Annotated in this window: 23 protein-coding genes; 18 read left to right on the top strand and 5 right to left on the bottom strand. The window is 72.9% G+C overall.

Annotated elements, in window-relative coordinates; all coding sequences use genetic code 11:
* Positions 1-2 precede the first annotated feature (2 nt).
* Together RV983_RS15500 and RV983_RS15495 are read right to left on the bottom strand one after the other, a co-directional pair.
* Positions 3-1,850, bottom strand: a complete 1,848-nt coding sequence (locus RV983_RS15500; RefSeq protein ID WP_475986386.1) for a hypothetical protein — start codon at positions 1,848-1,850, stop codon at positions 3-5.
* A gap of 40 nt (positions 1,851-1,890) precedes the next feature.
* Positions 1,891-2,946 (bottom strand): hypothetical protein, encoded by a 1,056-nt coding sequence (locus RV983_RS15495; RefSeq protein WP_475986385.1) that lies wholly within the window; start codon positions 2,944-2,946, stop codon positions 1,891-1,893.
* Between the two features lie 66 nt (positions 2,947-3,012).
* Here RV983_RS15495 and RV983_RS15490 point away from each other — a divergent pair, with 66 nt between their 5' ends.
* From RV983_RS15490 to glmM, 4 genes are all read left to right on the top strand, one after another.
* Complete coding sequence (locus tag RV983_RS15490; protein WP_475986384.1) at positions 3,013-4,635, top strand: ATP-binding cassette domain-containing protein; 1,623 nt, start codon at positions 3,013-3,015, stop codon at positions 4,633-4,635.
* A 279-nt stretch (positions 4,636-4,914) separates the two neighbouring features.
* Positions 4,915-5,361 carry a 50S ribosomal protein L13 gene (rplM, locus tag RV983_RS15485; protein WP_475986383.1) on the top strand — a complete coding sequence of 149 codons (447 nt, stop codon included), beginning with the start codon at positions 4,915-4,917 and terminating at the stop codon, positions 5,359-5,361.
* 40 nt (positions 5,362-5,401) lie between these two features.
* Positions 5,402-5,902, top strand: coding sequence for a 30S ribosomal protein S9 (rpsI, locus tag RV983_RS15480; protein WP_475986382.1), 501 nt, complete (start codon positions 5,402-5,404; stop codon positions 5,900-5,902).
* Positions 5,903-6,050: 148 nt separating this feature from the next.
* Positions 6,051-7,409: a phosphoglucosamine mutase gene (glmM, locus tag RV983_RS15475; RefSeq protein ID WP_475986381.1), complete on the top strand. Its 1,359-nt coding sequence runs from the start codon at positions 6,051-6,053 to the stop codon at positions 7,407-7,409.
* Here the strand turns inward: glmM and RV983_RS15470 are convergent.
* Together RV983_RS15470 and coaA are read right to left on the bottom strand one after the other, a co-directional pair.
* Positions 7,406-8,353, bottom strand: a complete 948-nt coding sequence (locus tag RV983_RS15470; protein WP_475986380.1) for a DUF389 domain-containing protein — start codon at positions 8,351-8,353, stop codon at positions 7,406-7,408. The genes glmM and RV983_RS15470 overlap by 4 nt on opposite strands.
* 29 nt (positions 8,354-8,382) lie before the next feature.
* Positions 8,383-9,375, bottom strand: coding sequence for a type I pantothenate kinase (gene coaA, locus RV983_RS15465; RefSeq protein WP_475986379.1), 993 nt, complete (start codon positions 9,373-9,375; stop codon positions 8,383-8,385).
* A gap of 162 nt (positions 9,376-9,537) precedes the next feature.
* Here coaA and RV983_RS15460 point away from each other — a divergent pair, with 162 nt between their 5' ends.
* The 10 genes from RV983_RS15460 (at position 9,538) to RV983_RS15415 (ending at position 19,668) form a co-directional block, all read left to right on the top strand.
* Positions 9,538-10,512: an ATP-binding cassette domain-containing protein gene (locus tag RV983_RS15460; protein WP_475986378.1), complete on the top strand. Its 975-nt coding sequence runs from the start codon at positions 9,538-9,540 to the stop codon at positions 10,510-10,512.
* On the top strand, positions 10,509-11,315 hold the full coding sequence (locus RV983_RS15455; RefSeq protein ID WP_475986377.1) for an ABC transporter permease: 807 nt from the start codon (positions 10,509-10,511) through the stop codon (positions 11,313-11,315). The genes RV983_RS15460 and RV983_RS15455 overlap by 4 nt, the downstream gene beginning before the upstream one ends.
* A gap of 98 nt (positions 11,316-11,413) precedes the next feature.
* Positions 11,414-13,261, top strand: coding sequence for a glutamine--fructose-6-phosphate transaminase (isomerizing) (gene glmS, locus RV983_RS15450; RefSeq protein WP_475986376.1), 1,848 nt, complete (start codon positions 11,414-11,416; stop codon positions 13,259-13,261).
* 13 nt (positions 13,262-13,274) lie between these two features.
* Complete coding sequence (locus RV983_RS15445) at positions 13,275-13,643, top strand: holo-ACP synthase (protein ID WP_475986375.1); 369 nt, start codon at positions 13,275-13,277, stop codon at positions 13,641-13,643.
* A gap of 142 nt (positions 13,644-13,785) precedes the next feature.
* The gene (locus RV983_RS15440; RefSeq protein WP_475986374.1) at positions 13,786-15,240 is read left to right on the top strand and encodes an NAD(P)H-hydrate dehydratase; all 1,455 of its coding nucleotides are present in this window, start codon (positions 13,786-13,788) and stop codon (positions 15,238-15,240) included.
* A gap of 69 nt (positions 15,241-15,309) precedes the next feature.
* Positions 15,310-16,248, top strand: a complete 939-nt coding sequence (locus tag RV983_RS15435; protein WP_475986373.1) for a L,D-transpeptidase — start codon at positions 15,310-15,312, stop codon at positions 16,246-16,248.
* A gap of 35 nt (positions 16,249-16,283) precedes the next feature.
* On the top strand, positions 16,284-17,420 hold the full coding sequence (gene alr / locus RV983_RS15430) for an alanine racemase (protein ID WP_475986372.1): 1,137 nt from the start codon (positions 16,284-16,286) through the stop codon (positions 17,418-17,420).
* 32 nt (positions 17,421-17,452) lie between these two features.
* Complete coding sequence (locus RV983_RS15425) at positions 17,453-18,802, top strand: alpha/beta fold hydrolase (RefSeq protein ID WP_475986371.1); 1,350 nt, start codon at positions 17,453-17,455, stop codon at positions 18,800-18,802.
* Between the two features lie 11 nt (positions 18,803-18,813).
* On the top strand, positions 18,814-19,341 hold the full coding sequence (tsaE, locus tag RV983_RS15420; protein WP_475986370.1) for a tRNA (adenosine(37)-N6)-threonylcarbamoyltransferase complex ATPase subunit type 1 TsaE: 528 nt from the start codon (positions 18,814-18,816) through the stop codon (positions 19,339-19,341).
* Positions 19,342-19,473: 132 nt separating this feature from the next.
* Entirely contained in the window at positions 19,474-19,668 is a 195-nt protein-coding gene (locus tag RV983_RS15415) for a hypothetical protein (RefSeq protein ID WP_475986369.1), read from the top strand.
* A 59-nt stretch (positions 19,669-19,727) separates the two neighbouring features.
* On the opposite strand, the gene RV983_RS15410 is transcribed toward RV983_RS15415, so the two are convergent.
* Positions 19,728-20,297, bottom strand: coding sequence for a hypothetical protein (locus RV983_RS15410; RefSeq protein WP_475986368.1), 570 nt, complete (start codon positions 20,295-20,297; stop codon positions 19,728-19,730).
* 137 nt (positions 20,298-20,434) lie between these two features.
* Here RV983_RS15410 and tsaB point away from each other — a divergent pair, with 137 nt between their 5' ends.
* Genes tsaB through RV983_RS15390 form a run of 4 tightly spaced genes read left to right on the top strand, consistent with a single transcriptional unit; the run spans position 20,435 to position 22,947 of the window.
* Positions 20,435-21,088, top strand: coding sequence for a tRNA (adenosine(37)-N6)-threonylcarbamoyltransferase complex dimerization subunit type 1 TsaB (gene tsaB, locus RV983_RS15405; protein WP_475986367.1), 654 nt, complete (start codon positions 20,435-20,437; stop codon positions 21,086-21,088).
* 17 nt (positions 21,089-21,105) lie between these two features.
* Positions 21,106-21,600, top strand: coding sequence for a ribosomal protein S18-alanine N-acetyltransferase (gene rimI, locus RV983_RS15400; RefSeq protein WP_475990335.1), 495 nt, complete (start codon positions 21,106-21,108; stop codon positions 21,598-21,600).
* Positions 21,593-22,699 (top strand): tRNA (adenosine(37)-N6)-threonylcarbamoyltransferase complex transferase subunit TsaD, encoded by a 1,107-nt coding sequence (gene tsaD / locus RV983_RS15395; protein ID WP_475986366.1) that lies wholly within the window; start codon positions 21,593-21,595, stop codon positions 22,697-22,699. Before rimI ends, tsaD begins: the two co-directional genes overlap by 8 nt.
* On the top strand, positions 22,696-22,947 hold the full coding sequence (locus RV983_RS15390) for a hypothetical protein (protein WP_475986365.1): 252 nt from the start codon (positions 22,696-22,698) through the stop codon (positions 22,945-22,947). The genes tsaD and RV983_RS15390 overlap by 4 nt, the downstream gene beginning before the upstream one ends.
* The last annotated feature ends 23 nt before the right edge of the window (positions 22,948-22,970 follow it).

The following is a 22,970-nucleotide window of genomic DNA, read 5'->3' as shown; positions in this document are numbered from 1 at the left end:
GCTCAGCGGCGCCGCAGGGCCACGACGACCTGGGCGAGGACGTAGGCCGCACCGAGGGACGTCACCACGAGCGGGACGGGGCGCGGGTGGCCGTGGAAGGCGCTGTACCAGGTGAAGGCGGCGCCCGGCAGCAGGAAGAACAGGTAGAGGGCGCGCAGCAGCCACCAGCGGTACGGCAGCCGGACGGGGGTGCCCGGGGCCGGGAAGGACAGGGCGCTCTCGTCCGTGGCGAGCGAGTCCTTGACGCCGGTCAGGAAGCCCCGCTGCGCCAGTATCTGCGCGCCGGGCAGCCCGTCGAGGACACCGGGGTGGTCCCCGAAGCCCTCCGGGAGGGCCGGCAGGCCCAGGGCCGCCGCGGTGTCCGCGAGCCGCCGTGCGGGCCCGTCCGTGCCGCGCAGCAGGGACGTCAGGGGCCGGGCGTCGGGTATGCCGAAGGCGGCCGCGAGGGCGGCGGCGGTGGAGCCGGCCCGGTCGAGGGAGGGGACCGGCGCGCCGGGCGCCCATTCGTGGGCGGCCAGTCTCCTGCCGCGGGAGGAGAGCGTGATCCCGTACCGGTCGCCGGACCGCTGGAGTACGACCGCCGGCCACTTCTCGCCCGCCGTGAACAGGTCGACCACGCCCGCGAGACTGCCCTCGCCGGTCAGCTCGACGTAGGTGAAGCGCCCCCCGGCGGGCGCCAGGCGCAGGCTCGTGCGGCAGAGCAGGGCGGCCTGGGCGACGGCGGACAGTGGTGCCGCGGCCACCGCGAGGGCGCGCGGGGCCCACTCCGGGGGACTGGCCGGGACCGGCGGCCGCGGCGGGGCGTGGAAGAACCGCGTCCGGATGGCGACCTGCATGCGCACGCCGGTGCGGAAGTCGAGGAACTCCTGGCGCGGGTCGGCGCCCAGGTACACCCAGGGGAGGCTCGTGGCGTGCACGCCGATGTCCCGGAAGACGGCCAGCGCCTCCTCCCAGCGGCTCGCCCGCAGCAGCATGAGGGCCAGGTGGTTGCGGAAGCCCGCGGCCTCCGGGTCGCCAGGCTCGTACCAGGTGGACAGCTCCAGGGCGCGGTCGACGGCGGCGGCGACCCGGGCCGGGTCGATGACGTCCTCGCCGTCGTCGCCGTCGCCGGGGGCACCGCCGGCGACGATGTCGTACTCCACGGCGGCCAGCAGCGGCAGGGCGTTGTTCTTCGAGCCGGGCAGCGCCTCCTCGGCGGCGTGCTCGGCGAAGTCGAACATCTCCTCGTGGGAGCCGTACCACTTCGCGCACAGGTACTGCATCGCGGTGGCGTGGCAGCCGTGGTGGTGCGGCGAGCGCTCGACGGCCTCGGCCCAGTAGGCGTCGAAGATCTCGCGGGAGGCCTGGATGCCGCGGGCGTGGGTGAGGGCGATCCGCCACGGCACGGGGTCGGAGGGGTTGAGCTCGGCGGCGCTGCCGATCACCGGGACGGCGTCCTTGAGCAAGGCGAAGAAGGCCTTGAACTGCTCGGGTTCGACGTCCTTGGCGCGGGCGCCGCTGCGTATCTCCCAGGCCTGGAGGATGGACAGATCGGCCTTGACCAGCGTCGCGTCCGGGTCATCGGGGGAGGCCGCGAGCCAGGCGTCCAGCCAGCCGGGGTTGTGGAGCGCGAACTGCGCCATCTCCGCCACGTACACGTCCCGCCGCTCCCACTCGCAGCCCAGCCGGGTGGCCGACAGCACGTCGCGGGCCGGGGCGTGGTCGCCTGCGCCCGCCGCGGCCAGCGCGGCGCGCAGCGGGGCGCCTGGCACGTCGAGCACGACGGCCTCGTCCGGCGGCAGCCCGGCGCCGACGGCGGTGCCATGGCGGAGCATGCGGGGGAGGGTCAGCAGCGTACGCAAGGAGGGCATGCCGTTCCGGTCCGGGTCGCGGGGGGAGGGGCGGGGCGGGTCAGTTGTCCGGAGAGGCCGCGGCGGAGGCCATGGCGGCGGCCTGGTCCTTGCCGCGCTGGACGATCCGGTTGAAGGCGTAGTCGGAGCCGTCCTTGCCCGCCTGCCTGGCAACGGTGTCGGAGGCGGTGATGCGTCCGTTGTTCTTCAGCCCGGCAATGGTGAAGTACGCGTACCGGCCCTTGGCGTTGGTGGTCGTCCGGCACGAGGTGGCGTGGCAGAAGGTGCCCACACCGCCGCCGGACAGCGGCGTGACGTACCCCTTGGCCTGCGATTTGGCCCTGCCGGCCGCGCCCTGGTCGTCGAAGACGGCCACACCGACGGTGACGGCGACCTTGCCGCCGACGTAGGTGACGCGCAGGAACGTGCGGCAGCCGTTCTTCCGCAGCACGGCGGCGAGGTCGGCCGAGGCCGCGGAGGAGCAGTTCCCCTCCTTGGCGGTGGCCTTGGTGTAGGTGCGGCCGCCCCATACGAGCTTCTTGCCGGGGAACAGACCCGCCACCGACAGCGGGGCGGTGTCCTTCCTGCGGTCGGAGATGAAGTCCAGCGGATCGAGTTGCGGCGGCGCGGAGACCTCGGAGAACGAGGGCTCCGGCGGCAGCGCCACCTCGGAGGGGGCCGAGGAGGCGGTCGGGGTGGGGGAGACCGACGGCCGGCCGGAGCTGACCACGGCGGTGGCGACGATCCCCGCGACGGCGGCGGCGGCGAGAACGCCGCCGCCTATCAGGTAGAACTTGCGGCGCCGGGTCCGGGAGGCGGTCTCGTCGGCCAGCGCCGACCAGTCGGGCTCGCTGGTGGCCGGTCGGCCGAACTGCTGGTGCTGCTGCTGTTGCTGGTGCTGCCGCGACGGGCCGCGGGTGCCCTGGCCCGGCAACGGCGGCGTCCAGTCGGCGGGCGGCGTCCAGGCGGCCTGCTGCGGCTGGTGATCCGGGCCGCCGACGATGTTGCCACGCAGCACCTGGCGTTCCTCCCCGGGTGTCCGGGGCGTGCCGTTCGGTCCCTGTGGCGCGGTCCATCCCTGGTTCGGGTTGTACGGCTGCTGCGGCCCTTCAGTCATGGCGCGGATTCTATAGAGGAGGAAACCCGTTTGGCGGCGGGCGGCCGCGCAGCGAGAATCCAGGACATGGGACATGTCGACGTTGCACATCTGGAGTACTACCTGCCGGACGGGCGGGTGCTGCTCGGCGATGTCTCGTTCCGGGTGGGCGAGGGCGCCGCGGTGGCGCTGGTGGGTGCCAACGGCGCGGGCAAGACGACGCTGTTGCGCCTGATCTCCGGGGACTTGAAGCCGCACGGCGGCGCCGTCACCGTCGGCGGCGGACTCGGCGTGATGCCGCAGTTCGTCGGCTCGGTGCGGGACGACCGCACGGTGCGCGACCTGCTGGTGTCGGTCTCCCCGCCGCGCATCCGCGAGGCGGCCGCGGCCGTCGACGCCGCCGAGCTGGAGATCATGGCGCAGGAGGACGAGGCCGCCCAGCTCGCGTACGCGCAGGCGCTGAGCGACTGGGCGGAGGCGCGCGGCTACGAGGCCGAGACGGTCTGGGACATGTGCACCATGGCCGCGCTCGGCGTCCCGTACGAGCGGGCGCAGTGGCGTGAGGTGCGGACGCTGTCGGGCGGTGAGCAGAAACGGCTCGTCCTGGAGGCGCTGCTGCGCGGCACCGACGAGGTGCTGCTGCTCGACGAGCCGGACAACTACCTCGACGTGCCCGGCAAGCGCTGGCTGGAGGAGCAGCTGCGGCAGACCCGCAAGACCGTGCTCTTCGTCTCCCACGACCGCGAGCTGCTGGCCCGCTCCGCCGAGAAGATCGTCTCCGTCGAGCCGGGTCCCGCCGGGTCGGACGTGTGGGTGCACGGCAGCGGCTTCGCCACGTACCACGAGGCGCGCCGCGAGCGCTTCGCCCGCTTCGAGGAGCTGCGGCGGCGCTGGGAGGAGGAGCACGCCAAGCTGAAGAAACTGGTGCTGACCTTGCGTCAGCAGGCGGCGATCAGCCCCGACATGGCCTCCCGCTACCGGGCCGCGCAGACCCGGCTGCGGAGGTTCGAGGACGCGGGGCCGCCGCAGGAGCCGCCGCGCGAGCAGGACATCCGCATGCGCCTGTCCGGCGGGCGCACCGGCGTGCGCGCCGTCACCTGCGAGGGGCTGGAGCTGACCGGGCTGATGAAGCCCTTCGACCTGGAGGTCTTCTACGGCGAGCGGGTCGCGGTGCTGGGCTCGAACGGCTCCGGCAAGTCGCACTTCCTGCGGCTGCTGGCGGGGGACGCCGGGGTCCGGCACACGGGGCAGTGGAAGCTGGGCGCCCGGGTCGTGCCGGGGCACTTCGCGCAGACCCACGCGCACCCGGAGCTGCTCGGGCGCACCCTCGTGGACATCCTGTGGACGGAGCACGCCCGCGACCGGGGCAAGGCGATGTCCGCTCTGCGCCGGTACGAGCTGGACCGCCAGGGCGACCAGCGCTTCGACCAGCTCTCCGGTGGGCAGCAGGCGCGCTTCCAGATCCTGCTGCTGGAGCTCTCAGGGACCACGGCGCTGCTTCTGGACGAGCCGACGGACAACCTCGACCTGGAGTCGGCGGAGGCGCTGCAAGAGGGCCTGGAGGCCTTCGACGGGACCGTGCTCGCGGTGACGCACGACCGCTGGTTCGCCCGCAGCTTCGACCGCTTCGTGGTCTTCGGCGCTGACGGGGTCCTCCGGGAGGTGCCGGAGCCGGTGTGGGACGAGGCACGCGTGGCGCGGGAGCGGTAGCCGCAGCGGGCGCCAAAGCGGGGGCGCACGCCGTGTGCGGAAGGGCACGCACGCGGTGTCGGCGACGCGTTTTGACCCGAACAGGGCAGCGCGGGTATTCTGCAGGTTCGTTATGCGTATTGGCTTGCTCGTTCTCACGTGGGAGGCCGCTACGCCGGTCCACCGGGCCGATGACCAGCGTTCGTCCAGCGGTTGCGTCGCCGCGGGACGACAGGGCTGTCGTGATCGTCCGGGTGGCCTTGTCAGTACCCACTCACTGAAGAAGCGAAGGCTACGACCGTGCGTACGTTCAGCCCCAAGCCCGGCGATGTCCAGCGCCAGTGGCACGTCATTGACGCGCAGGACGTCGTCCTGGGCCGACTGGCGGCCCACACCGCGTCCCTCCTCCGGGGCAAGCACAAGCCGGTGTATGCGCCCCACGTTGACACTGGTGACTTCGTCATCATCATCAACGCCGAGAAGGTGCACCTGTCCGGCAACAAGAAGCAGCAGAAGCTGGCCTACCGCCACTCCGGTTTCCCCGGCGGTCTCCGCTCCGTTCGTTACGACGAGCTGCTCGACAAGAACCCGGAGAAGGCCATCGAGAAGGCCATCAAGGGAATGCTGCCCAAGAACACCCTGGGCCGTCAGATGCTCTCGAAGCTGAAGGTCTACGCGGGTGCCGAGCACCCGCACGGCGCTCAGCAGCCGGTTCCGTTCGAGATCAGCCAGGTCGCGCAGGGCTAGTCCCGGCCACCGTCAACACAGAAAGCATCTGAGGAGAATCGTGGCCGAGACCACCGCTGAGACCCCTCTCGTCGAGGACGGCGAGATCGTGGAGACCATCGAGATCCCGGAGGAGTACACCTCCGAGTCCCTCGCATCCCGCTTCGGCGAGCCCCAGCCGGCCGCCGGCACGGGCCGCCGCAAGGAGTCCGTCGCCCGCGTCCGGATCATTCCGGGCTCCGGCAAGTGGACCATCAACGGTCGCACCCTTGAGGAGTACTTCCCCAACAAGGTGCACCAGCAGGAAGTCAACGAGCCGTTCAAGATCCTTGAGCTCGACAGCCGTTACGACGTGATCGCCCGTATCAACGGCGGCGGCATCTCCGGCCAGGCCGGTGCGCTGCGCCTGGGCGTCGCCCGTGCGCTGAACGAGGCGGACGTGGACAACAACCGCGCCCCGCTCAAGAAGGCCGGCTTCCTGACCCGTGACGCTCGCGAGATCGAGCGCAAGAAGGCCGGTCTGAAGAAGGCCCGCAAGGCGCCTCAGTACAGCAAGCGCTAATCACCTCGCGCGTGCTGCGCCGCACGTACGCCCCGGAGACACTTTGTGCGTCTCCGGGGCGTACGCATTCCGGGGGATAGTGGCGTATAACCGGATGAACGCCTGCTGAACACGGGGCGACGCACGGCAACATCTCGGAGGAAATACTGTGGGACGACTCTTCGGTACGGACGGTGTGCGCGGCGTCGCGAACGCCGATCTGACGGCCGAGCTGGCGCTCGGGCTGTCGGTCGCGGCGGCGCACGTGCTGGCCGAGGCGGGCACGTTTGAGGGCCACAGGCCGGTGGCCGTGGTGGGGCGTGATCCGCGGTCGTCCGGAGAGTTCCTGGAGGCAGCGGTGGTGGCGGGACTCGCCAGCGCCGGCGTGGACGTCCTGCGGGTGGGCGTGCTGCCGACCCCGGCTGTGGCATATCTCACCGGCGCGCTCGGCGCGGACCTCGGCGTGATGCTCTCCGCGAGCCACAACCCGATGCCCGACAACGGCGTGAAGTTCTTCGCCCGGGGCGGCCACAAGCTCGCGGACGAGCTGGAGGACCGTATCGAGGCCGTCTACGAGGAGCACCGCACCGGCGCACCCTGGGACCGCCCGACAGGCGCCGGAGTCGGCCGGGTCCGGGACTACGACGAGGGCTTCGACCAGTACGTGGCCCACCTGATCGGCGTCCTGCCCAACCGCCTCGACGGGCTGACGATCGTCCTGGACGAGGCCCACGGCGCGGCGGCCCGCGTCTCGCCCGAGGCCTTCACCCGGGCCGGCGCCGAGGTGATCACGATCGGTACCCAGCCGGACGGCCTCAACATCAACGACGGCTGCGGCTCCACCCACATGGAACTGCTCAAGGCCGCCGTCATCGAGCACCAGGCGGACCTCGGCATCGCCCACGACGGCGACGCCGACCGCTGCCTGGCCGTGGACCACCTCGGCAACGAGGTCGACGGCGACCAGATCCTGGCCGTCCTGGCGCTCGCCCTGCGCGAGGCGGACCGGCTGCGCAAGAACACCGTCGTCGGCACGGTCATGTCCAACCTGGGCTTCAAGCTCGCCATGGAGCGCGAGGGGATCGACCTGGTCGAGACCGCCGTCGGCGACCGCTACGTGCTGGAGTCCATGAAGGAGCACGGCTACGCGCTCGGCGGCGAGCAGTCGGGGCACGTGATCATCCTGGACCACGCCACCACCGGTGACGGCACCCTGACCGGCCTCATGCTGGCCGCACGCGTCTGCGCCACCGGCCGCACGCTGGCCGACCTCGCGCAGGTCATGGAGCGGCTGCCGCAGGTGCTGATCAACGTCCGTGACGTGGACAAGAACCGCGTGCACTCCTCGGCCGAGCTCACCGCCGCCGTCGCCGAGGCGGAGGCAGAGCTGGGCACCACCGGACGCGTCCTGCTGCGCTCCTCGGGCACCGAGCCGCTGGTGCGCGTCATGGTCGAGGCCGCCGACATCGACCACGCCCGCTCGGTGGCCGGCCGGCTCGCCGACGCGGTGAAGTCCGCGCTCGGCTAAGCCGCGAGCACTCCCGCACGTCGCCTGCGCTGCACCGCCCAGAAGCCCTTCTGGGCGAGCAGCGTCAGGACGCCCGCGATGACGATGCCCACCAGGTTCACACCCAGCTGGGCCGACGAGCCCCACAACTCGCGGTAGTCGCCGTAGCTCAGCGCCAGGGCGGCGTTGGCGGCGGCCGGGACGGTCGTCACCGAGATCGCCACCCCGACCAGGGCCCCGGACTTGGCCGAGGTCAGGGAGAGGATGCCGGCGACCCCGGCGAGCAGCGCCACCACGAGGGAACTCAGGTCGGGCTGCCAGATGAACGCGGTGGACGGGTGGGGCGCGGTGAAGTCCGCCTCGCTGAACACCCCGAGCACGTCCATCGTGTAGTTGAAGCCGCCCGTGAGCACCATCGCGAGGGGGAAGCCGACCAGCAGCGCGATCAGCGAGCGCCGGGCCAGCGCGAGCCGCCCTCGCACCAGTCCCGTGCACACTCCCGCCAGCGGCCCGAACTCCGGCCCGACGACCATCGCGCCCACGATGAGGATCGCGCTGTCAAGCATCACGCCGCAGGCGGCCAGCATCGTGGCGACCGACAGGAACGCCAGGTAGGTGACGGTGAGCGTGGACTCCTCGTGCGTCGCCTCGGTCAGTGACTCCCACAGGACGGCGTCCGCGCCCTCGCCCGGCGCCTCCTGCTCGGCCTTGTCGGCCCGCCGGGACAGCGTGAGGTCGATGTGCTCGACCGTGATCGCCCCGGTGTCCGCGATGCCGAGACCGCGCAGACCGTGGAGCAGTTCGTCGGCGGACTCGCGGGCCACGTCGCACATCACGATGTCGCCCCGCGGATTGCGCGCCGCGCCGGGCAGTACGGCGACGTGGGCGGTGCCCACGGTCCGCTCCACGAGCGAGACCACTCTGTCGGTGTCGGCTTCCGGGACGATCATCCGAAGATGCAGCATGCGCGCAGGCTATCGGCCCCCGCTCGGGCCTAGAGCTTGCGCAGGGACAGCTTCTGCACCTTGTGGTCGGCGCCCTTGCGCAGCACCAGCGTGGCCCGTCCGCGGGTCGGCAGGACGTTCTGGACCAGATTGGGCTCATTGATGGCGCGCCAGGTGTGCCGGCCGTACTCCATGGCCTCCCCCTCGGAGACCTCCGTGTAGCGGTGGAAGTACGACCGCGGGTTCAGGAAGGCGGTCTCGCGCAGTTTGCGGAAGCGCGCCAGGTACCACTGCTCGATGTCCTCGGTGCGCGCGTCCACGTACACGCTGAAGTCGAAGTAGTCGGCGAGTGCCACGCGGGTGCGGCCGTCCTTGCCGGGCAGGGCCGGCTGGAGGACGTTGAGCCCCTCGACGATGAGGATGTCCGGGCGCCGGACCACCAGCTCCTCGCCGGGCACGATGTCGTAGATCAGGTGGGAGTAGACCGGCGCGCGCACCTCGTCCTTGCCGGCCTTCACATCGGCGACGAAACGGGTGAGCGCCCGCCGGTCGTACGACTCGGGGAAGCCCTTGCGTGACATCAGCCCGCGGCGCTGCAGCTCGGCCTTGGGGAGCAGGAAGCCGTCGGTGGTGACGAGTTCCACCCGCGGGTGCTCCGGCCAGCGGGCCAGCAGCGCCTGGAGGATGCGGGCGGTGGTGGACTTGCCGACCGCCACGCTGCCCGCGACGCCGATCACGAAGGGCGTGCCGGGCTGGGCGCCGTGGCCGCCCGCGGTGTCGTCCAGGAAGGTGTTGACCGCGCCGCGCAGGCCGTGGGCGGCGCCGACGTAGAGGTTCAGCAGCCGCGACAGCGGCAGGTAGACGTCGATCACCTCGTCCAGGTCGACGACGTCGCCGAGGCCGCGCAGCCGTTCGACCTCGTCGGCCGAGAGCGGCAGCGGGGTGCGGTCGCGCAGCGCGCTCCACTCGGCCCGCGTCAGGTCGACGTACGGGGTCGGCTCGGCACGGCGGCGTGTCTGGTGGGGCGAGGTGGTCGACGGCACGGACTCATTGTTGCGCCGGGATGAACGGCGCTCGCGGCGGGGTCGCCCGGCGGCGCCCCGGGCCGGCTGTCAGCGGCCTGTCAGCCCGTTGTCAGTGGGGGCGAGGACAGTGGTGCGCATCGCACGAAGACCGTAGGAACCATCACGGGGAGGACATCGCGGATGAGTTACGCGATCCAGGCGGAAGGCCTGGTCAAACGCTTCAAGGAGACGGAGGCCCTGTCCGGCGTGGACCTGGCCGCCCGGACCGGCACGGTGCTGGGTGTGCTCGGCCCGAACGGGGCAGGCAAGACCACCGCGGTGCGCATCCTCGCCACCCTGCTGCGGCCGGACGCCGGCCGCGCCCTGGTCGGCGGGCACGACGTCGTGCGGGAGGCGGGCGCGGTACGCGCCCTGGTCGGTCTCACCGGGCAGTACGCCGCGGTGGACGAGATGCTCACCGGCCACGAGAACCTGCTGATGATCGCCCGCCTGCTCGGCATGCCGCGGCGTGAGGCCCGCGCCCGGGCGGCCGGCCTGCTGGAGGACTTCCGGCTGTCGGACGCGGGCGGCAGGGCCGCCAAGACGTACTCCGGCGGCATGCGGCGCCGCCTCGACCTCGCCGCGAGCCTGGTCGGCCGGCCCCGCATCCTCTTCCTCGACGAGCCCACCACCGGCCTGGACCCGCACAGCCGCAACGAGCTGTGGGACATCGTCCGGAGCCTGGTCGGGGACGGCACGACGGTCCTGCTGACCACGCAGTACCTGGAGGAGGCCGACCGGCTCGCCGACGACATCGCCGTCATCGACCGCGGCCGCGTGATCGCCGAGGGCACCCCCGACGGCCTCAAGGAGCAGGTCGGCGGACAGGTGCTCCAGGTGCGTCCGATGGACGCGGGAGAGCTGCACAAGGTGCACGCGATGGTCTCGGTGATCGCCGGCCCCGCGGTCACCGTGGAGAACGGCGCCGTGACCGCCCCGGTGAACGACCCGGAGATGATGCCCACCGTCGTACGGCGGCTGGACGAGGCCGGGGTGCGGGTCGGCGAGCTCACGCTGCGCCGCTCCAGCCTCGACGAGGTGTTCCTGTCCCTGACCGGGCACCGCGCGATCGAGGACACGACGACCGACGAGGACAAGACGGAGGCCCTGGTATGACCGCCGTGACCCTGGACGTGGCACCGGCCGCCAAGGTGCGGCCCTGGGACGGGCTGCAGCAGACCTGCACCCTCGCCTGGCGCAACCTGGTGCAGATCAAGCACAACCCGATGGAGCTGATGGACCTCAGCGTCCAGCCCATCATGTTCGTCCTGCTGTTCACCTACGTCTTCGGCGGCCAGATGGCCGGTTCGCCGGACGCCTATCTGCAGTACGCGCTCCCGGGGATCATCGTGCAGAACGCGCTCTTCGCGACGATGAACACCGCGATGGGCCTGAACATCGACCTCACCAAGGGCGTCCTGGACCGGCTGCGCTCGCTGCCGATCGCCCGCTCCGCGCCGCTCATGGGCCGCGTCGTCGCCGACCTCGGCAAACAGCTCTGGTCGCTGCTGCTGATGCTCGGTCTCGGCATGCTGATGGGCTTCGACGTGAACGGCGGAGTCCCGGGTGTGCTCGGCGCGGCGGGCCTGCTGCTGGTCTTCGCACTGGCGATGTCGTGGATGACGCTGCTCATCGGGATGCTGGTCTCCGAGCCGGAGAAGGTGATGACCTTCGGCTTCGTCCTGGTGATGCCGCTGACCTTCACCTCCAGCGCCTTCGTGCGGGCCGACACGATGCCGGGCTGGCTCAAGGCGTGGGCCGACGTCAACCCCGTCACCCGTCTGGCCGACGCGGTGCGGGCGCTGACGACCGGTACCGGCGAGGTCGCCGGCCCGGTGATGTGGTCGCTGCTGTGGGCCGCCGGAATCGCCGTTGTGTTCGTCCCCCTGGTGATGCGCGCCTACCGCGCGCGGACCTGACCGGGCGCCCTTCGGTGCCCCGGATGCCCGGCATCCCGGGCATCCGGGCGGCTCGCTCCGACTTCGGCGGCGGGCACTCGCCGCTTAGAGTTCTCCTCATGTGCGGAATCGTGGGATACGTGGGCGGGCAGTCCGCCCTCGAGGTGGTCGTCGCGGGTCTGAAGCGTCTGGAGTACCGGGGTTACGACTCCGCCGGCGTCGCCGTCCTGGCGGACGGGGGCATGGCGGCGGCCAAGAAGGCGGGCAAGCTCGCCAACCTGGAGAAGCTGCTCGACGAGCGCCCGCTGCCGACCGGCCTGGCCGGCATCGGCCACACGCGCTGGGCCACCCACGGCGGCCCCACCGACGCCAACGCGCACCCGCACCTGGACAACGGGGGCCGGGTCGCCGTCGTCCACAACGGCATCATCGAGAACTTCGCCGCCCTGCGCGCGGAGCTCGCCGAGCGCGGCCACGACCTGCTCTCCGAGACCGACACCGAGGTCGTCACCCACCTGCTCGCCGAGACCTACTCCTCCACCGGCGACCTCACCGAGGCCATGCGCCAGGTGTGCCGCCGTCTGGACGGCGCCTTCACCCTCGTGGCCGTCCACGCCGACGAGCCGGACGTCGTGGTCGGCGCCCGCCGCAACTCCCCGCTCGTCGTGGGAGTCGGCGACGGCGAGAACTTCCTCGCCTCCGATGTGTCGGCCTTCATCGACCACACCCGCGAGGCGATCGAGCTCGGCCAGGACCAGGTCGTCGAGCTGCGCCGGGAGGGCGTCACCGTCACCGACTTCGAGGGCAAGCCCGCCGAGGTCCGGCCGTACCACATCGACTGGGACGCCTCCGCCGCCGAGAAGGGCGGCTACGACTACTTCATGCTCAAGGAGATCGCCGAGCAGCCCAAGGCCGTCGCCGACACGCTGCTGGGCCGGATCGACACGAGCGGCCTGCTCACGCTCGACGAGGTCCGCATCCCCGCCTCTGTGCTGCGCGAGATCGACAAGATCGTGATCGTCGCCTGCGGCACCGCCTTCCACGCCGGCATGATCGCCAAGTACGCGATCGAGCACTGGACCCGCGTGCCCTGCGAGGTCGAGCTCGCCAGCGAGTTCCGCTACCGCGACCCGATCCTCGACTCGCGCAGCCTCGTCATGGCCATCAGCCAGTCCGGCGAGACCATGGACACCCTCATGGCGCTGCGGCACGCGCGCGAACAGGGCTCCAAGGTGCTCGCGATCTGCAACACCAACGGCTCCACCATCCCGCGCGAGTCCGACGCGGTCCTGTACACCCACGCCGGCCCCGAGGTCGCCGTCGCCTCCACCAAGGCATTCCTCACCCAGGTGGTGGCCTGCTACCTCGTCGCCCTCTACCTCGGGCAGGTGCGCGGCACCAAGTGGGGCGACGAGATCATCGCCGTCATCCGCGAGCTCTCGCAGATCTCCCAGCAGGTCGAGCAGGTCCTGGAGACCATGGAGCCGGTGCGCGAACTGGCCCGCTCCCTGGCCGACAAGAACACCGTCCTCTTCCTCGGCCGCCACGTCGGCTACCCCGTCGCCCTCGAAGGCGCGCTCAAGCTCAAGGAGCTCGCCTACATGCACGCGGAAGGCTTCGCGGCCGGTGAGCTCAAGCACGGGCCCATCGCGCTCATCGAGGACGACCTGCCGGTCGTCGTGATCGTCCCCTCCCCGCGCGGGCGGTCCGTCCTCCACGAGAAGATCGTCTCCAACATCCAGGAGATCCGGGCCCGCGGCGCCCGCACGATCGTCATCGCCGAGGAGGGCGACGAGTCCGTCGTCCCCTACGCCGACCACCTCATCCGCGTGCCGCAGACGCCGACCCTGCTCCAGCCGCTGGTCGCCACCGTGCCGTTGCAGGTTTTCGCCTGCGAACTCGCCACGGCCCGGGGCAACGAGGTCGACCAGCCGCGCAACCTCGCGAAGTCCGTCACCGTCGAATGAGCCGGGGGACCGCGTGATCATCGGGGTCGGCATCGACGTCGCGGAGATCGACCGCTTCGGGGAGTCCCTGAACCGCACACCCGGCCTGGCCGAACGGCTCTTCCTCCCCGGTGAGCTCCACCTCCCCAGCGGGGCGCGTCGCGGCACCGCATCCCTCGCGGCGCGCTTCGCCGCGAAGGAGGCGGTCGCGAAGGCGCTGGGTGCGCCCGGGGGGCTGCACTGGACGGACGCGGAAGTCGTCACGGAGGACTCGGGGCAGCCGCGGCTCATCGTGCGGGGCACGGTCGCGGCGGCGGCGGACGCGCTGGGGGTACGGGTGTGGCACGTCTCCCTCAGTCATGACGCGGGGGTGGCCTCGGCGGTCGTCGTCGCGGAGGCGTAGGCGCGGCATTTTTCCCGCCCGCCCTCACAGGGCCGGGGGACCCCCGGCCGACGGTTCGGGGAGGGAGGGCGGGCGGGCGAAAACCTGCCGGGCAGGACCGTGCCGCGCGCAACATGGGGGCGGGGGTGGGAACATGGGCGCCATGCGGGTTGCGCACCACGTGGAGACCGTCAGGGCCGCCGAGCGCGAGCTCATGTCCCGCCTGCCGGAGGGCGCACTGATGCAGCGCGCCGCCGCGGGCCTCGCAACGGCCTGCGCGACAGCGCTCGGCGGTGGCGCGTACGGCGCCCGCGTCGTTGTGCTGACCGGGAGTGGCGACAACGGCGGCGACGCCCTGTACGCGGGCGCCCGGCTCGCCCGGCGCGGGGCGGGCGTGACCGCCGTGCTGCTCGCCCCGAAGAAGGCCCACCCCGGCGGGCTGGCCGCCCTGCGCGCCGCGGGCGGCCGCGCCGTGACCCCGGGGGACGTGGACGCCGAGGCGCTGATCCACCGCGCCGACCTCGTCCTGGACGGCATCGTGGGCATCGGCGGCAAGGGCGGACTGCGCCCGGAGGCGGTGCCGCTGGCGGAGGCCGCGCACGCGGCTCGTGCGATCGTGGTCGCCGTCGACCTGCCCAGCGGGGTGGACGCGGACACCGGCGAGGTCCGCGGCGCGGCGGTCCGGGCCGACATGACGGTGACGTTCGGTACGTACAAACCGGGCCTGCTGATCGACCCCGCCGCCGAGTACGCCGGCGCGTTGCGCCTGATCGGTATCGGCCTTGACCCGCCCGCCCCGGACCTGGAGGCGTTGCAGCACGCGGACGTGGCCGCGCTGCTGCCGCACCCGTCCGCCGAGAGCGACAAGTACCGCCGCGGTGTGGTCGGCGTCGTCGCGGGGTCGGAGCGCTACCCCGGCGCCGCCGTACTCGCGGTGGCGGGCGCGCTGCGCGCCGGCGCGGGGGCCGTGCGGTACGTGGGCCCGGGCGCGCGGGCGGTGATCGCGCGCTTCCCGGAGGCGCTGGTGTCGGCGGGGCCGCCGCGCAAGGCCGGCCGGGTGCAGGCGTGGGTGGTCGGCCCGGGGCTCGGCGACGGGCCGGAGGCGCGGCAGTCGGTGGAGGACGTGCTCGCCTCGGACGTCCCGGTGCTCGTGGACGCGGACGGGCTGCGGCTGCTGGACCGCGCAGCCGTACGCGGGCGTTCCGCGCCCACCGTGCTGACCCCGCACGCGGGCGAGGCGGCCGCGCTGCTGGGCGTGGCCCGGGAGGAGGTCGAGGCGGCCCGGCTGGCCTTCGTACGGCGGCTGGCGGCGGAGTTCGGCGCGACAGCGCTGCTGAAGGGCTCCACGACGCTCGTGGCGGCCCCGGACCCGGCCGCGCCGGTCCGGGTCAACCCGACGGGGACGCCCTGGCTGGCCACGGCCGGCAGCGGGGACGTGCTCTCCGGCATCACCGGCTCGCTGCTCGCCGCGGGCCTCGCGGCGCGTGACGCCGCGTCCGCCGGCGCGTATCTGCACGGCCTCGCGGCGCGCATCGCCTCCGGGGCCGTGGGGGCGCCGATCGCGGCGCACGACGTGGCCGCCGCGGTGCCCGATGCCTGGCGGAGCGTCAGATCGTAGCTGGGCGAAACGGGTGGAGTCCGCCCGCGGAGTGTTCCGGCGGGCGGCGTCGCGTCTATCCGTCAAGGCATGGGAAGAACGTACGCCTGCCGGGGGGCGCGGTTGTGCACCGCCGCCCTGGTCGTCCTGTCCGCTCTGGGCGCAGAGACGACGGCCTCCGCCGATGATCACCACCCCGTGAAGCTCGAGGACTACGTCGCGGGGGTTCCGTACCAGCAGTACGACCTGCCGTCGCCGACCGACACCCCGGACCAGGGTCTGCCGCCCAAGCACGTGGACCACTCGCACGACGCCGAGGAGAACCGGGGCGACTACGACGAGGAGGAGGCCGAGGAGGAGCAGGCGCCCATCGACCCGCAGCAGGTCGAGTGGCTGCCCCCCGACGAGGCCGCCGCGGGCCGCCTGTCGCCGTACTGCACGCCGCTCGCCGGCCCGTACCAGCGGGACGTGGAGAGGCTTCTGGGGCTGCCCGTGGACGGGAAGCAGTCCGAGGACGACTGCTACGCCATCCAGCGCTACCAGCAGTCGAGCGCCATCCTGCCCGACACCGGGTTCGCCGGGCCCACCACCTTCGGCCACCTGCGCCTGGACCTGGCCATCCAGCAGGGCCCGAACGCCGGCCGCCAGTGCATGACGCCGCCCGCGGGGCACCGCGTCGCGTGCGTGGACCTCACGCGGCAGATCCTGTGGGTGCAGACCAGTGCGAAGAACGTGGTCTTCGGACCGGTCTCGATGCGCAGCGGCCGTACGGGCTTCGCGACCCGCACGGGGCGCTTCAAGGTCTACTGGCGCCACCGCGACCACGTGTCCGACATCTACGACGCCCCCATGCCCTTCAGCCAGTTCTTCAGCGGTGGCCAGGCCCTGCACGCCATCACCGGCAGCGTCTACCGCGCGCCGGGCTCGCACGGCTGCGTCAACCTGTCCACGCCCGACGCGGGACGCCTGTGGAACGTGCTGAAGCTCCATGACCCTGTGCACGTCTTCGGGCACAAGTCCGGCACGTGACGGTCGCACCGGGCGGGCCTGAGACACTGGGCGCGATGGATGAGACAAATCTGCGCGCCCAGGCCACGATCGATCTCGCCGCGCTGCGGTCGAACGTCGCGGCGCTGCGCGCCCGTGCGCCCCGCTCCGGGCTGATGGCCGTGGTCAAGGCGGACGCCTACGGCCACGGCATGGTCCCGTCGGCACGGGCGGCGCTGGAGGCCGGCGCCGCCTGGCTGGGGGTCGCCACCCCGGAGGAGGCGCTGGCGCTGCGCGCCGCGGGGATCACCGCGCCGGTGCTGTGCTGGCTGTGGACGCCGAACGGGCCGTGGCGCGACGCGGTCGAGGCCGGCCTCGATGTGACGGTCAGCGGGCTGTGGGCGCTGCGCGCGGCGGCGTCGGCGGCCGAGGCCGCCGGCCGTACCGCCCGGGTGCAGCTCAAGGCGGACACCGGGCTGGGCCGCAACGGCGCCCAGCCCGGGGACTGGGCGGACCTGGTGACCGCCGCCCGCGCCGCCGAGGATGCGGGGCTCGTCAAGGTGACCGGTCTGTGGTCGCACTTCGCGTGCGCCGACGAGCCGGGCCACCCTGCCAACGCCGCCCAACTGGCCGTCTTCCGCGCCGCGCTGGACACCGCCGAGCGGGCCGGGTTGCGCCCGGAGGTGCGGCACATGGCCAACTCCCCGGCGACGCTCACCCTGCCCGAGGCGCACTTCGACCTCGTGCGGACCGGCGTCGCGATGTACGGGATCTCGCCGGTCCCCCAGGTCGGCGGCCCGGAGGAGTTCGGGCTGCGGCCGGTGATGACGCTCTCCGCCCGCCTGGCCTCGGTCAAGCGGGTGCCCGGCGGCCACGGCGTCAGCTACGGCCACCACTACACGACGCCGGGCGACACCACCCTCGCCCTCGTCCCCCTCGGCTACGCGGACGGCGTCCCGCGGCACGCCTCCGGCACCGGACCGGTGCTGGTGGCGGGCAAGTGGCGGACCGCCGCGGGCCGGGTGGCGATGGACCAGTTCGTCGTGGACCTCGGCGGCGACCGGGCCGAGGCCGGCGACGAGGCCGTGCTGTTCGGCCCCGGCGACCGCGGCGAGCCGACCGCCGAGGACTGGGCGCGGGCCGCGGGCACCATCGCGTACGAGATCGTCACCCGGATCGGGAGCCGGGTGCCGCGCGTCTACGTGGGTACGTAACCGCGTAGCCGAGGGGAAGCAGCGAAGACGACATGAGCGGGTCCGAGAGCGGTAACACAGCGGGGAGAGCGGTGGAGGCGGCCGAGGCCGTGGCCGGCGCCGCCGAGGCGGTCGCGGAGGCCGTGACGGGCGGTTCCGGCGGTCTGCTGTCCTCCGGTCGCTGGCGCCACGCCGGGATAGCCGGTGCGGCCATCGGCGTCGTCGCGGCGGGTGCCGCAGCAGGTGTGGCGCTGGAGCGCGTCACGGTCGGCCGCGGCATGCGCCGGCGCGCGCGGCTCGCCCTCGACGTGGCCGGACCCTACGGGTCGCTGCGCGGGATGCCGGGGCGGGTGGCGGCCGAGGACGGCACCGAGTTGTACTACGAGGTCGAGGAGGCCGATCCGGCCGTCGCCGACCCGATCCCGCCGGCCCGCCGCTGGGGCCTGTTCCGGCGCGGCGGGCAGAACGCCCCGCTCACCGTGGTCTTCAGCCACGGCTACTGCCTCAACCAGGACTCCTGGCACTTCCAGCGCGCGGTCCTGCGCGGCACGGTGCGCGCCGTGTACTGGGACCAGCGCAGCCACGGCCGCTCCGCCCGCGGCAACGACCAGGCGGGCGGCAAGCCCGCCACCATCGACCAGCTCGGCCGCGACCTGAAGCAGGTCGTCGACGCCGCCGTTCCGGAGGGCCCGGTGGTGCTCGTCGGGCACTCCATGGGCGGCATGACGGTGATGGCGCTGGCCGACCAGTTCCCCGAGTTCGTCCGGGAGCGCGTCGTGGGCTTCGCCTTCGTCGGCACGTCCTCCGGCAAGCTCGCCAGCGTGACGCTGGGCCTGCCGGCCGCCGGCGCGCGGGCGTTGCGGGCGCTGGCGCCGGGGGTGCTGCGGATCCTGGGCACCCAGGTGGATCTGGTGGAGCGGGGGCGCCGGGCGACGGCCGACCTCTTCGCCGGGATCATCAAGCGCTACTCGTTCGGCTCGGACGTCGACCCGGCGGTCGCGCGGTTCGCCGAGCGGATGATCGAGTCGACGCCGATCGACGTGGTCGCCGAGTTCTACCCGGCCTTCACCGAGCACGAGAAGAGCGAGGCGCTGGACGTCCTGGACGGCCTGCCGGGACTGGTGCTCGCCGGGGACAAGGACCTGCTGACGCCCAGTGAGCACAGCCGGGCCATCGCCGAGCGGCTGCCCGACACCGAGCTGATCGTCGTCCCCGGCGCCGGTCATCTGGTGATGCTGGAGCAGCCGGATCTGGTCAACACCCATCTCGCCGCGATTCTCGCCGAGGCGGCGGACGCCTCGCGCGCCCCCGTACCGCAGGCGCTGCGCGAGCTCGCCGCGGCGCGGCCGACCGTGCCGCGGCAGCAGGGCCGGTCCGGGCACGTGGTCTCCGGCGGCGCGTAGCATTCGGGCACATGGGCATGGAAGCCATCGGCAGGGTAGCGATCCGGGTCGTCGTCAAGACCCCCGAGCAGATGCGGGAACTGGGGCAGCGCCTTGCGCCGCTGCTGCGGGCGGGTGATCTCGTCCTGCTCAGCGGGGACTTGGGCGCGGGCAAGACGACACTGACCCGCGGTCTGGGCGAGGCCATGGGCGTGCGCGGCGCGGTGACGTCGCCGACCTTCGTGATCGCGCGGGTCCACCCGTCGCTGACCGGCGGGCCGGCGCTGGTGCACGTGGACGCGTACCGGCTCGCCGGCGGTCTGGACGAGATGGAGGACCTGGACCTGGACGTCTCGCTCCCGGAGTCGGTCGTGGTCGTCGAATGGGGCGAGGGCAAGGTCGAGGAGCTCTCCGAGGACCGTCTGCAACTGGTGATCCACCGAGCAGTCGGCGAGGTCGCGTCCGGGAACGGGCAGGAGGACCACGACGTGCGCGAGGTGGTCGTCACCGGGGTCGGTGCCCGCTGGGCCGGGGAGAACCTGGCAGCGCTGGGGGCATAACCGTTCCGACAAGGTGTCGGGAAGATGTTGCGCCGGGCACGGGTCACGTGTTCTTCTGGAGTTGCGAGGAGAAGTTAGGGCTGCCTAACCTCCACTCCTCGGAGCACACCGCCCCCCGCCCCAGGAGGCAACATGTCGGCCCACAAGGAGTCGGAGCCGGAGCCGGAGCCGGGCTACTCGGTGGAGGCACTGCTCGCCGCGTGTGCCGCGGCGAACGCGGTCAGCACGCCCCCGAAGTCGCCGGAGCGGCCGACAGCGCCCGGCGCCCCGGACACGGAGGGCACGACCGGACCCGGAACCGCGGCCCGCGAGGCGGACGCCGCTTAGGGCCGGTCGCCCGTTCACCCGGTCGGGTGATTTCCTCGTGCCCGTGGATCCGGCCGTCCTCAGCGGACGACCACGACCTTGGTGTCGATCGTGGCGAAGTTCCACAGGGCCGCGCCGTCCTTGCGCTTCTCGCGGATGCCGCCGGTCTGCTGCGAGGGGTCGGGCTTGCCGGGCAGCGAGCCGTCACGGGCCGCGCTGAAACCGACGATCACGTTGTCCACGGACGCGAAACGCACCACATGCTCGATCGGGACCCCGTCGCCGCCGGTGCCGCTGGCGCTGCGCGTGGTCACGTCGTACGTCCCCGGGTCCGGGTCCACCGTGCCCGGCACGACGACATAGGTGCGGCCCACCGCGCCCGCGTCGCCCACCAGCCAGATGCGGTCCTGGCGCAGCGAGTACACCACGCGGCGGCCGCTGCCGGAGGCGGCGGGCAGCTCGTGCTTCTTGCCGGGGGAGGCGGAGGCGCCGTCGGAGGGCGAGGTGCTGCCGTTGTCCGTGGACACCGCCGCGCCACCGGCGGCCACCTCCGTGGCGGAACTCGATGCCTGGACGGCGAGCACGCCGACGGCGGCCAGGGCGGCCGCGGTCAGCCCGGTCACGATCGTCCCTGAACCGATCCTTGCCACGGGGTCCTCCGGAAGTGGGGCGTCAGGCTCAGGTTGACGTTAGCAGCCGGTGCGTACGGGATCCGAGCGCCGCCCCCGTACCGGCGGGGACCGCGGTGGCGGCAGGGCCGCGCCGGTGAACGCCGTAGGCTGAACGCGTGCTGCTGCTTGCCTTCGACACCGCCACCCCCGCCGTGACCGTTGCCCTGCACGACGGACGCCGCGTGCTCGCCGAGTCGACGGAGATCGACGCGCGGAGGCACGGCGAGCTGCTGATGCCCACCGTGGACCGCGTGCTGCGCGAGGCGGGCGCCGAGCCGGCCGCCCTGACGGGGCTCGTGGTCGGTGTCGGCCCCGGGCCGTACACGGGCCTGCGCGTGGGCCTCGTGACCGCCGCCGCCTTCGGGGACGTCCTCGGGGTGCCCGTGCACGGACTCTGCACGCTGGACGGCCTCGCGTACGCCGCCGGCATCGACGGTCCCTTCGTCGTGGCCACCGACGCCCGTCGCAAGGAGGTCTACTGGGCCCGCTACGAGGGCCCTCGCGGCCGGGTCGGCGACCCGGCCGTGGACCACCCGGCCGACATCGCCGAGAGCGTCGCGGGCCTGCCCGCGGTGGGCGCGGGCGCCGCGCTGTACCCGGGCGTCTTCACCGACGTCCGCCCGCCCGCCGACCAGTCCGCCGCAGCGCTCGCCGCGCTCGCCGCGGCCAAGCTGGCCGAGGGCGAGGAGTTCCTGCCGCCTCTGCCGCTCTATCTGCGCCGCCCCGACGCGCAGGTGCCGGCCGGGTACAAGGCGGTCCTGCCGAAGTGACCGCCGTCCTGCGCGAGATGCGCTGGTGGGACCTGGAGCCGGTGATGGAGCTGGAGGACCTGCTCTTCCCCGACGACGCCTGGTCGCGCGGCATGTTCTGGTCCGAACTCGCCGACGCCCGGCACCCGGCAGCGACGCGCCACTACGTCGTCGCGGAAAAGGACGGGCGCCTGGTCGGCTACGCCGGTCTGGCCGCCGTGGCCGGGACCGGTGACGTGCAGACCATCGCCACCGCCCGCGACCAGTGGGGCACCGGGCTCGGCGCCCGGCTGCTGCGCGAACTGCTGCACCAGGCCACGGCGTTCGAATGCCACGAGGTACTGCTGGAGGTGCGGGTCGACAACATCCGCGCCCAGCGGCTGTACGAGCGCTTCGGCTTCGAGCCGATCGGATTCCGGCGCGGCTACTACCAGCCCGGCAACGTCGACGCCCTCGTCATGCGGCTCGGCGATCTCACGGCGGGCACACGAGAAACACCAGGTCTACAAGGAACTGAGACGACCCATGGCTGACGAGCCCCTTGTCCTCGGCATCGAGACGTCCTGCGACGAGACCGGTGTCGGCATCGTGCGCGGTCACACGCTGCTGGCCGACGCCATCGCGTCCAGCGTGGACGAGCACGCCCGGTTCGGCGGCGTCGTCCCCGAGGTCGCCAGCCGCGCCCACCTGGAGGCGATGGTCCCCACCATCCGGCGCGCGCTGAAGGAGGCCGGCGTCGCCGCCTCCGACCTGGACGGCATCGCCGTCACCGCCGGGCCGGGCCTGGCCGGCGCGCTGCTGGTCGGCGTCTCGGCCGCCAAGGCCTACGCCTACGCGCTCGGCAAGCCGCTGTACGGCGTGAACCACCTGGCCTCCCACATCTGTGTCGACCAGCTGGAGCACGGCCCGCTGCCGGAGCCCACGATGGCGCTGCTGGTCTCCGGCGGGCACTCCTCGCTGCTGCTGGCACCCGACATCACCGGCGACGTGCGGCCGCTCGGCGCGACCATCGACGACGCGGCGGGCGAGGCCTTCGACAAGGTCGCCCGCGTGCTGGGCCTCGGCTTCCCCGGCGGCCCGGCCATCGACCGCGTCGCACGCGAGGGCGACCGGACCGCGATCCGCTTCCCGCGCGGCCTGACGGGCTCGCGGGACCCGCTCTACGACTTCTCCTTCTCCGGGCTGAAGACTGCCGTGGCCCGCTGGATCGAGTCCAAGCGCCGCGACGGCGAGGACGTCCCCGTCGCGGACGTCGCCGCCTCCTTCCAGGAGGCCGTGGCCGACGTGCTGACCCGCAAGGCGATCCGCGCCTGCAAGGACAACGGCGTCGACCACCTCATGATCGGCGGCGGTGTCGCAGCCAACAGCCGGCTGCGCTCGCTGGCCCAGGAGCGCTGCGAGGACGCGGGCATCATCCTGCGCGTACCGCGGCCCAAACTCTGCACCGACAACGGCGCCATGGTGGCGGCGCTCGGCGCGGAAATGGTGGCCCGAGGCCGCCCGTCCTCCACGTGGGACCTGCCGGCGGACTCCTCACTGCTCGTCACGGACGTGTCCGTACCCGGGCACACCCACGACCACGACCACGACCACGTGCACGAGCTCAGCAAGGACAACCTCTACTCGTCATGACCGTCGCCCTGATGTGGGAGGCCCGCGCCGTGGAGGGCCGCGGGCCCGAACTCCTCGCGTGGGCCCGCGCACAGACGCTCACGCCCGCCCCGTTGCGCCGGGAGACCTTCTCCGCCCCCCAGGACCGGGTCCTGGTCATCACCTGGTGGGACGCACCGTACGACGCGGACCTCCCCGAACTGCCCGATCCGCCGCAGGCGCTGTCCCGGCGGGCTGTTCACCGCTGGCGCTTCGAGGCCGTGGCCTAGCGGGTGCGCTGTGCTGCGCTCGC

The organism is Streptomyces sp. RLA123, assembly GCF_056270165.1.
The sequence above is the reverse complement of the archived record's forward strand: the minus strand, read 5'-3'. Positions and strand labels throughout refer to the sequence as shown.